The organism is Leifsonia sp. 2TAF2 (genome assembly GCF_052115085.1).
Taxonomy (GTDB): domain Bacteria; phylum Actinomycetota; class Actinomycetes; order Actinomycetales; family Microbacteriaceae; genus Leifsonia.
Genome location: NZ_JBFRFY010000004.1, coordinates 51,890 through 61,722 on the forward strand (window position 1 = coordinate 51,890; position 9,833 = coordinate 61,722).

The window sequence follows — 9,833 nt, forward strand, 5'->3', positions numbered from 1 at the left end:
TGATCAGCCCACCCCTGTCATCCGGTCGCCGACCAGGCTCACCAGGTAGCCGCCCGCGAATACCCACCAGCGCCGGCTTGTCGAGGTCGAGATCCACAGCTTCGTGCCCGTCTGCCGGTCGTACGCCGTGAGGTCGCCACTGGAGAAGGAGGGAGCGTAGGTGTTCGCGGGCCCGAAGAGAAACGATGACTCGCCCGTCACATCCGGCACCGGCTGAGGTGCGCCCGTCGATGCCGAGAAGGTACAGGTACTGGTGCCGTCATGCACGATGATGATGGCGTCGTGCACGGTGTCCAGCAAGACGGTGCCGAGCGTCGGTGCGGACCCGAGAGTGCCCGGCGCCAGACCGCATCGTGCCGTGGATACGGACCAGCGGGCCGCTCCGGAGTCGGCGTCCAGGATGGTGAGCTCGGTTGTCGACACCACTGCGATGAGATCGGTGGGGGCGTCAATGTTCGAATCTGCGCCGGCAACGCCTGCCGATGAGCGCACGGCGACGACGGCGGAGCCCGGTGGGACCTGTCTGGTCCACGTCGTCCCTCCCGACGGGTCAAGGCCGGTGAGCTCGACGGGCTGTCCCGAACTGTACCGGGACACCACCGCCGGATGGGTCTCGGTGTATACGAGGGCGTTGGCGCTCCATCCGGGATCCAGCACACCGGTCTGGAGATCGATACGCGCCGGGTCATACGGATAGCCCTCGGCATTGGGCGCGTTCAACTCGATGCTGACGGGAAGGAAATTCGTGTCTCCCGCCATCGCGTAGACCCAAGCCGACTTTCCGGCGATGCGAGTGGACCAGAGAGGCGTGCGGGTGTCGCGAGGATCGACCCGGACGAGCGCATGCGGAATGCTCATGACGATGTCGCCTGAATCGCCCGGCACCGCCACCGCATTGAGGAGGATGTCGGATTTCTGGCCGGCGAAGTCGGCCAAGGTCTGGCCGGTGGCAAGGTCGATGACGTCGTGCGGTCCGCCTCCTAACGTCGGGTCGGCGACGAGAACCCGTCCCGAGGTGCCGAGCACTATTACGTCGACGTCGTAGATCGGCTCAGCATGCCAAGCCCACTCCCGCGTCCAAAGGGCCGTTCCGTGCCGGGTGTCGACGAGAGACAGCGAGACGTGCTGCAGGTCGTCCACGCAATCGGGGCTGCCGTCGCCCACGACATGAGCTCCCAATTGAACGAGTGCGAGGCCGTCGGCGATGTCGTAGACGTGGTGCTGCTCACAGAGCCGTCCCGTACCCGGGAGGTCCAGCGACCACGGGGCCGCGCCGAGCTCGTCCACATCGTGGCGCTCGATCGGCGTGGTCTGGACGGCGATGGAGCGACTGTACGGCGTCTCTGTCGGCGTCGGCGTCGAGGTCGGGGCGGGGGTGAAGCTCGGCGTGGGGACCGGCGCAGGCGCGGGCTCCGGCGACCCGAAGTGGAGGGCGCCGCTGAGCGCCAGGGCTGCGGTTCCCCCCGCGAGGAGGACCGCCGCTCCGACGAGGCCACCGACGACAGCGAAACGCATGCGCGAGGGACGCGCCGGTGCAGTGGCGACGGTCTCATGGAGGATGTCGCGGAGGATGGCGCTGCGCGCCGGGTCGAAAGCGGGGCCGGTGGCGGTCATTCTGCACCTCCTTCGAAGGCGGGGCGGATCGGTTCGGAGACGAGCGCGAGATCGCCGAGACGGCGCTTTGCACGGGAGAGCCGGGACTTCACGGTCCCGACGGGGACACCGAGCGTGCGTGCCGCTTCAGCGAGCGGAAGCTCCTCGAGCACGCAGAGCGTGATCACGTTCTGATCGGCGGTCGACAGGGTGGCGAACGCATTGCGGACGCGCCGGTCCCGTTCCACGTTGTCGAGCTCGTCGGCGACGCTGTCGGCGTGGTCGGGCTGGTTGCGCGGTTCGGACATCCGCGCGAGCGCCGCGCGGTGGCGGCGCGAAGTGCGTTCGAGGTTGTGAACGGTGTTGTTGGCAGTGACCAGCAGCCAGGCGATGATCGAGCCGTCGACAACGCGAACGACGTCGCGGCGCCTCCACGCCTCGAGGAAGACCATCGCGGTGACGTCCTCAGCGTCATGCGGGCGGCGGACAAGCCGAAGCGTGTGGCCGAAGACACGGTCCCGGTGCTTGTCGAACAGGGAGGTGAACGCGTCAGGGTCCCCGTCTCGCGCCCGGGACCAGGCGTCTGCCTCGTCCGATCCAGCGTTGTACATATCCCCTAGTGTCCGATCGGGCGGAAAGGTTCCATCATCAGTAGCCGTGCTCGTCCATCAACAGCTGGGTCACCGCGCCGGCGGCCGGTGGCAGAGGAAACAATATCCGGGCGGAGCCGGTCGGTGTGCCGACGACGGAGTTCGCGACGACGGTGCTCGGGGCCGCTCAGCCGTTGCCATGCCCGCCCGGTCGGGTCCATCATGCCGGGGTGACGAGTCGGGATGAGCCGAGAGGTCGCGGGTCATGAACCCGGCGGCTCGTCGAGTGCAGCGCGTCTACCTGACCTTGATGCTCGGCAACACGCTTGCCGCGTCGTTGATCTGGGGCATCAATACGCTCTTTCTGCTCGACGCCGGGCTCTCGAACTTCGAGGCATTCGCCGCGAACGCGTTCTTCACCGCCGGCATGGTGATCTTCGAGATCCCGACGGGCGTCGTCGCCGACACGGTCGGACGGAAAGCGTCGTACCTGCTGGGCACGATCACCCTGTCGGTGACGACCGGCCTGTACTGGATGCTGTGGCTCTGGCACGCGCCGTTCGTCTGGTGGGCGATCGTGTCGGTGCTGCTCGGCCTCGGCTTCACGTTCTTCTCCGGCGCGGTGGACGCGTGGCTCGTCGACGCGCTGGCGTTCGCCAAGTACGCAGGGAGTCTCGAGGCCGTGTTCGGCCGTGGCCTGGTCGTCATCGGGATCGCGACGTTCGTCGGATCGGTTCTCGGCGGCATCATCGCCCAGGCGACAAACCTCGGGGTGCCGTTCCTCCTGAGAGCCGGGGTGCTGGTCGTCATGCTGGTGTTCGCCGCCATCGTGATGAAAGACCTGGGCTTCACACCCGACCACTCGAGGCGCCCGCTCGCGGCGACCAGGAACGTGCTGAAGCAGTCGATCGATCACGGCCTGCGCAAGCGGTCGGTGCGGTGGATCATCCTGTCGGCGCCGTTCGCGTCCGGCGTCGGCATCTACGCCTTCTACGCGCTGCAGCCGTACTTGCTCGAGCTCTACGGTGACAAGACCGCCTACTCGATCGCTGGGCTGGCGGCCGCCATTCTGTCGCTGGCGCAGATCGCGGGTGGCATACTCTCCGCGCGCATCCGGAGGCTGTTCGCGAAGCGCACGACGACGGTGATCGGGGCATCGCTGGTGAGCATCCTGATTCTCGTGGCGCTCGGGCTGACCAGCCTGTTCTGGCTCGCGGTCGTCTTCCTCGTGATCTGGGGCTTCGTATTCGCGGTGGCCGGGCCGGTTCGTCAGGCGTACCTGAACGACATGATCCCGTCGAAGCAGCGTGCGACCGTGCTGTCGTTCGATTCGCTGTTCGGCAGCCTCGGCGGGGTCTTCATCCAGCCGGCGCTCGGACGCGCGGCCGACCTCTGGGGCTACGGCACGTCGCTCGTCATCGGCGGAGCGGTCGAGCTGATCGGCATCCCGTTCCTGTTCGCAAGCCGGCGCCAGAAGGACCCGGCCGACACCAACACGGTGCAGACGGACTCCGCGCCGGTCGAGCCGGGGCCCGCGGCGGCGGCCGACCCGGATGGGGGCGGGCCGAGGCCTTTGTGAAGTCCGAGCTGCGAGCTCCGAGTTCCGAACCTCGAGTCGGTCAGTCGACGGGAGATCCGGCGGAGACCGCGATAGCCTCGCGGAGAGCCGCGACCGCAGCGCCTCGCGCCCAATCGGTGAAGGTGTGGCGGCGGACGACCAGGCGACAGTTGGCGGCGGCACCGAATGCGTGCGCGAGGAACTCCTCGCGGAAGCGGCGCTCATAGAGGTCGTAGTCCATGACCCCTTCGCCGGCGATCACGACGACCTCGGGCCCGAAGAGGTTCACGGTGGCCGCCAGGGCGGCGCCGATCGCCGTTCCGGCGTCCTCGAACGCGTCGACCGCGGTGGGGTCGCCCTCGTGCGCGAGGCGGATGGCGTCCGCCAGGGTCAGCTCCGGCTCGCCGCGCCCGCGCCGGACGGAGTCGAGGATGGCGTTCGATGACGCCACAGCCTCGACGCACCCCCGCCGACCGCACACGCACACGGCGTCGGATGACGCGAGAGGCAGATGCCCGATCTCACCCGCGACCCCGTGGGATCCGACCACGACATCGCCGTTCACGTAGATCCCGCAGCCGATACCGGCGCCGATGGTGACGATCGCGAACGAACTCGCGTCCTTGCCCACGCCGAACCAATGCTCGGACTTCGCGAGCGCCCGGACATCGTTCTCCACGGTGATCGGGAGCCGCAGGCGCTCGGCGAGTTCGGTCCCGAGCGGCACGTGGGTCCAGTTCAGCAGGGGCGAATCCCGGACGGTACCCGTGCTCGTGTCGATGTCACCGGACACCGAGACGCCGACGCCGCTGAGGTGCGCCGCGTCATCGCCGAGCTGCTCGATCAGGGAGGTCACCGATGTCGCGATCGCCGCGATCGTCGTCTCCGGGTCGTGGTTCTTGAGCCTCCGGCGCGTCGAGCCGAGCACTTCGTTGGCGAGGTTCACGGTGACGGCGAAGATCTCCTCGGCGTTGACCTTGACCCCGACGGCGATCATGGACCGCGGGACCACACTCAACGGCCGGACCGGCCGACCGGGGAACGAGTGCTCCGCATGCTCGCCGACCGTGACGTAACCGCCCTCGATCAGCGGGCTCACCGTCTTCGTGACCTTGGCTTGCGAAAGCCCGGTGAGCCGGCCGATATCGAGCCTGCTGACGGGTCCGTGGGTGATGATCCGTGTGAAGATCTCCGCCGACTTGGCTGTACCCAGCGTGGGCCGGCGGCCGACGCCGATGGGCGCGGTCGAGGTCATCGTGAGCCCTGGGCCCGTGGCCCAGGACGCGCCGCGCCTCCACGCTGCCCGTCTCTGCCAGTCTTGTGTCGCACGCTCTGAGGCTAACGCACACCGCCCGGTTTGTTCCTGCCGTGTTCTAATTCGATTCACCTCTGGACACCGGCGCACCCCTCGCTGGCGCGTACTTTGCGAGTCGGCCCCGACCCTCCCATCGGTAATTATTGACAACGGCAAAAAAATACGTTTTGCTTTACGCAGTCCCCGCTGGGGCGAGATCGACCTAATGGGAGTCTTCGATGACGAAGGTGAGAAACACAGTGGCACACGCCGATGCGCGTAGCACCTGCCGTGTGCAGGAGAGGGGCATCGCGTGACGAGCGCCCCGCCGGCCACGAGCGCACCTCCAGAGGCGAGTGCCCCGCAGGCGGCGAGAGCACCGAGGGCGGCGACCGTCCGGGTGCCGCGCCGCCGGCGAAGCGTGGGCCAACGCTGGCGGATCGCCCTCCGGCGTCACTGGCAGCTCTATCTGCTCACGATCCTGCCTCTCGCGTACTTCGTGATCTTCAAGTACGTGCCGATCTCCAACGCGATCATCGCCTTCAAGAACTACAGCCCCGTTCTCGGGGTGTGGGGCAGCCCGTGGGTCGGCTGGACCAACTTCCAGCTGATGCTGCAGAACCCGCAGTTCCCCACGCTGCTCGCGAACACGCTCCTCCTGTCGGGCTACGCGGTGCTGGCGAGCTTCCCCATCCCGATCATCCTCGCCCTCGCCCTCAACGAAGTGCGCCACCGCTGGTTCCAGAAGACGGTGCAGTTGGTCACGTACGCGCCGTACTTCATCTCGACGGTCGTGGTCGTCTCGATGCTGATCCTGATCATGGCCCCGAGGATGGGCATCCTCAGCGAGGTGTTCGGGTTCTTCGGAGTCCCGGCGCCCGACTTCCTCGGTGATCCCGACTACTTCCGGCACGTGTACGTGTGGTCGGATGTCTGGCAGACGGCCGGGTACTCCGCGGTCATCTACATGGCAGCGCTGTCGGGGATCGATCCGTCGCTCTATGAGGCGGCGAAGGTGGATGGCGCCTCCCGGCTCCGCAAGATCTGGCATGTGGACATCCCCGGCATCATGCCGACGGCGATGATCGTTCTGATCCTGAGCGTCGGCAACATCATGGCGATCGGATTCGAGAAGGCGTTCCTGCTGCAGAATCCGCTGAATCTCGGCCAGTCCGAGATCATCGCAACGTATGTCTACAAGCTGGGCATCCTCAACGCCGACTTCGGGACGGCGACCGCCGTCGGCCTCTTCAACTCGGTGATCAACCTGGTGCTGCTCCTCGTCGTCAACTGGGTGGCACGTCGCGTGAGTGGGAGTGGACTGTGGTAACCCTCGACCGTCTGGCTGACCGTGCCAAGGTGCGCGTCAGCGCCCGCCCGAAGAAGCCTCGCCGCATCCGGGAGTCGCCCTCCGACCGCGCTCTGCTGGCCGTGATCTACCTCGGCCTGATCCTGGCCGCGCTGGTCGTGCTCCTGCCGCTGCTGTTCATCCTCGCCAGCTCGTTCTCCTCACCGCATGCGGTGACCGCAGGGGAGGTGTTCCTCTGGCCGGTCGACTTCACGCTCAAGGGCTACCAGACGGTGCTGGCCGACCCGCAGGTTCTGATGGGGTACGCGAACTCGCTGTTCTACATGGTGGCGGGCACGGTGATCAGTACGACGTTGACGGTGTGCATCGCGTGGCCGCTCTCGCGCCGGACCTTCATGGGCCGGAACGTGATCATGTCCATCCTGCTGTTCACGATGCTGTTCAGCGGAGGCCTGATCCCGACGTACATGGTGGTCCAGAACCTCGGACTGCTCGACACCCGCTGGGCGCTGCTTCTCCCGCAGGCCGTCGCGGTCTGGCAGGTGATCATCGCGCGGACCTTCTTCCGTTCTGCGATCCCCGAGGAGCTGGTCGAAGCGGCGGAGCTCGACGGCGCGAGCGAGTGGCGCTTCCTCTGGACGATGGTGCTCCCGCTCTCCAAGCCGCTGATCGCCGTCATCGCCCTGATGTACGCGATCGGCCAGTGGAACGGCTACTTCGACGCGCTGCTCTACCTGAAGAGCTCCGATCTGTTCCCGCTCCAGCTCGTGCTGCGCAACATCCTGGTGCTCAACGCCACGAACGGCGGCACGAACGACCTGGCCGCCCAAGCGCAGAACCAAGAGCTGGTCAACCTGCTGAAGTACGCCCTCATCGTGATCACCAGTGTCCCGGTGCTGGTCATCTATCCGTTCGTCGCCCGCTACTTCAACAAGGGAGTGCTCATCGGGTCGGTCAAGGGCTGAGCCCGGCCGGCACCTGCACTCCCCGCCCCCGAACCCACCACTGCACATCCCGTCCCGCGATCCATGTTCCAAAGGAGGAACCATGTTTTCCATCACAGACAGTCGCGCCCGCAGGCGTCGGCGCTCGGCAGTGCTCGCTGTCGCGCTGAGCGGCACGGCGCTGCTCGCGCTCTCCGCCTGCACCCCCTCCCAGTCGTCCGCAGCCGATGACAAGATCGGCGGGACGGCTCACCTGAGCGTCTTCGCGCAGCAGGGCACCGGTCAGGATCTCGCCACCAACGCGTTCACCAAGGAGGTCGAGAAGAAGTTCAACATCAAGTTCGACTGGCAGACCACCACCCAGGACTCCTCGGTGGCGCCCGAGAAGCGGCAGATCCTCATGGCCAGCGGCGACTACCCGGACGCCTTCCTCCTCATTCCGTGGGTGGACCAGTTCAACCAGGTCGACGTCGAGAAGCTGGCGCAGCAGGGTGTGGCCGTCCCGTTGAACGACCTCATCAAGCAGTACGCCCCCGACATCCAGAAGGTGCTCGACAAGAACCCGGACTACAAGGCGATGGCGACGTCGCCGGACGGCAAGATCTACGGACTGCCGCAGCTGGCCGAGACCCTGCACATCCAGTACCCGGCGAAGCTGTGGATGAACACCGATTGGCTGAAGAAGCTCGGGCTTCAGATGCCGAAGACGACCGACGACATGACGAAGGTCCTCGAGGCGTTCAAGAACGGCGACCCCAACGGCGACGGGAAGCAGGACGAGATCCCGCTCAGCGGCGACTCGCACGACACCCTGATCCCGTTCTTCATGAACGCGTTCATCTACGACCCGCAGAACCCGGACAAGGGCACCCAGTCGACGACGGTGCTCAACAAGGGCAAGGTCGACATCCAGGCCAACAAGGACGGATGGCGCGAGGGACTGAAGTACATCAAGTCGCTGTGGGACGCCGGCCTGATCGACAAGGGAGCGTTCACCCAGAACCCTGCGGCGCTCGCGCAGGAGGGCAACAACTCCGGCCCCGTCGTGCTCGGCAGCGCCAGCTCCCTCCACCCGTACATCTTCGTGAGCCCGGGTGCGAAGGACGGCCGCGACAAGCAGTACGACGCTGTGCCGCCGCTGACCGGGCCCGACGGCGCGGACTACGCGACGTACGCCTTCGGCAGCACGCCCGGTGCGACGTTCCTGCTGACCAACAAGGCGTCGAAGAACGATCAGGTCGCCGCGATCAAGCTGGTCAACTACCTGTTCACCGAGAAGGGCCAGCTCGACGGCAACTTCGGTCCGGAAGGCAAGGGATGGGCGAAGGCGGACGCCGGCGACGAGGCGCTCGACCCGGGCGTGAAGGCGCAGTTCAAGAACCTGCAGCTGTCTCAGGACGAGGCGAACGCCGTCCAGTGGGGAGCCCTCTCGACGTACAACCAGAACGAGGCGTTCCGCGGGTCGCAGGCGGAGCCGACCGACCTCTACGACACCTCCGGTTACGAGCGCCGGCTGTTCGAGGCGACCCAGCTGTACAAGGGACACGAGGACGAGAGCCAGATCTACCCGTCGTGGCGGGTCTGGCCGGACCCGGCCAAGGCGACGCAGGTCGCCACCGCGCAGACGAACATCGACAACTACGTGACGCAGAACGCCCTGGCCTTCATCACCGGATCGAAGAACCTCGACACCGACTGGGATGCGTACGTGAAGGGCTTCGACGGGCTGGGCCTGAAGGACTACCTGAGCACGCTGCAGACCGCGTACGACAAGTCGAAGAAGTAAGGCGCAGCAGCAACGCGAGGAACTCTGGTCGGGCCCGGATGCGGGCTCGACCAGAGTTCCTTTTTTGTCCGCCTGCCACCGTCGGAGATCGGGAGGCCAGCGTCGGAGATTTTGGCCGGTTTCTCCGACGTTAGCGGTCGGCGTTCTCGGCGGCTGGGTCGCGGCGCAGCGGTTGGAGTCGGGCGAGTTGGGTGACGTGGTGCGGGCCGAGTTCGGCGAGGGTGTTGACCTGGAGGAGTTTCATGGTGCGGATGAGTTGGTCGGTGAGGATTTGGATGGTGCGGTCCACACCCTCGCGGCCGCCGGCCATGAGGCCGTAGAGGTAAGCGCGGCCGATGAGGGTGAATTTGGCACCCAACGCGTAGGCGGCGATGATGTCGGCGCCGTTCATGATGCCGGTGTCGATCGCGATCTCGGTGTGCTGCCCCACCTCCCGCGACACTTCGGGGAGCAGGTGGAAGGGGATAGGTGCGCGGTCGAGTTGGCGGCCGCCGTGGTTGGAGAGCACGATCCCATCCACCCCATGATCGACCAGGGTCTTGGCGTCGTCCACCGTCTGCACGCCCTTGATCACCAGCTTCCCGGGCCACATCTCCCGGATCACCTTCAAGTCGTCGTAGTTGATCGAGGGGTCCATCGCCGCGTTCAGCAGGTCACCGACGGTGCCGCCGGTGGCGGACAGGGAGGCGAACTCCAGCTTCGGGGTGGTCAAAAAGTCGTACCACCACCACGGCCGCGGGATCGCGTTCACGATCGTCC

General features: G+C 66.5%; 8 protein-coding genes. 4 read left to right on the plus strand and 4 right to left on the minus strand.

From position 1 onward, the window contains the following. Positions 1-3: 3 nt before the first annotated feature. Positions 4-1,614 carry a hypothetical protein gene (locus AB4Z18_RS19065; RefSeq protein WP_441784344.1) on the minus strand — a complete coding sequence of 537 codons (1,611 nt, stop codon included), beginning with the start codon at positions 1,612-1,614 and terminating at the stop codon, positions 4-6. Continuing rightward, on the minus strand, positions 1,611-2,204 hold the full coding sequence (locus AB4Z18_RS19070; RefSeq protein WP_441784345.1) for an RNA polymerase sigma factor: 594 nt from the start codon (positions 2,202-2,204) through the stop codon (positions 1,611-1,613). Before AB4Z18_RS19070 ends, AB4Z18_RS19065 begins: the two co-directional genes overlap by 4 nt. 244 nt (positions 2,205-2,448) lie before the next feature. On the opposite strand from AB4Z18_RS19070, the gene AB4Z18_RS19075 reads away from it, so the two are divergent. Further along, the gene (locus AB4Z18_RS19075) at positions 2,449-3,762 is read left to right on the plus strand and encodes an MFS transporter (RefSeq protein ID WP_441784346.1); all 1,314 of its coding nucleotides are present in this window, start codon (positions 2,449-2,451) and stop codon (positions 3,760-3,762) included. Positions 3,763-3,802: 40 nt separating this feature from the next. Here AB4Z18_RS19075 and AB4Z18_RS19080 read toward each other — a convergent pair whose 3' ends face one another. Further along, on the minus strand, positions 3,803-4,996 hold the full coding sequence (locus AB4Z18_RS19080; RefSeq protein WP_441784347.1) for an ROK family protein: 1,194 nt from the start codon (positions 4,994-4,996) through the stop codon (positions 3,803-3,805). Between the two features lie 352 nt (positions 4,997-5,348). Between AB4Z18_RS19080 and AB4Z18_RS19085 the strand changes: the two genes are divergently transcribed. From AB4Z18_RS19085 to AB4Z18_RS19095, 3 genes are all read left to right on the plus strand, one after another. Continuing rightward, the gene (locus AB4Z18_RS19085) at positions 5,349-6,365 is read left to right on the plus strand and encodes an ABC transporter permease (protein ID WP_441784348.1); all 1,017 of its coding nucleotides are present in this window, start codon (positions 5,349-5,351) and stop codon (positions 6,363-6,365) included. Then, positions 6,359-7,309, plus strand: a complete 951-nt coding sequence (locus AB4Z18_RS19090; protein ID WP_441784349.1) for a carbohydrate ABC transporter permease — start codon at positions 6,359-6,361, stop codon at positions 7,307-7,309. The genes AB4Z18_RS19085 and AB4Z18_RS19090 overlap by 7 nt, the downstream gene beginning before the upstream one ends. Positions 7,310-7,391: 82 nt before the next feature. Continuing rightward, positions 7,392-9,074 carry an ABC transporter substrate-binding protein gene (locus AB4Z18_RS19095; protein WP_441784350.1) on the plus strand — a complete coding sequence of 561 codons (1,683 nt, stop codon included), beginning with the start codon at positions 7,392-7,394 and terminating at the stop codon, positions 9,072-9,074. A 130-nt stretch (positions 9,075-9,204) separates the two neighbouring features. Here AB4Z18_RS19095 and AB4Z18_RS19100 read toward each other — a convergent pair. Then, positions 9,205-9,833 (minus strand): alpha-hydroxy acid oxidase (locus tag AB4Z18_RS19100; RefSeq protein WP_441784351.1); only part of this gene is annotated, 629 nt, incomplete at its 5' end.

What these genes read in the sequence shown, in the direction of transcription:
- AB4Z18_RS19065 (WP_441784344.1), bottom strand. Translation starts at nt 1,614, where the DNA reads ATGACCGCCACCGGCCCCGCTTTCGACCCGGCGCGCAGCGCCATCCTC.
- AB4Z18_RS19070 (WP_441784345.1), bottom strand. Translation starts at nt 2,204, where the DNA reads ATGTACAACGCTGGATCGGACGAGGCAGACGCCTGGTCCCGGGCGCGA.
- AB4Z18_RS19075 (WP_441784346.1), top strand. Translation starts at nt 2,449, where the DNA reads ATGAACCCGGCGGCTCGTCGAGTGCAGCGCGTCTACCTGACCTTGATG.
- AB4Z18_RS19080 (WP_441784347.1), bottom strand. Translation starts at nt 4,996, where the DNA reads ATGACCTCGACCGCGCCCATCGGCGTCGGCCGCCGGCCCACGCTGGGT.
- AB4Z18_RS19095 (WP_441784350.1), top strand. Translation starts at nt 7,392, where the DNA reads ATGTTTTCCATCACAGACAGTCGCGCCCGCAGGCGTCGGCGCTCGGCA.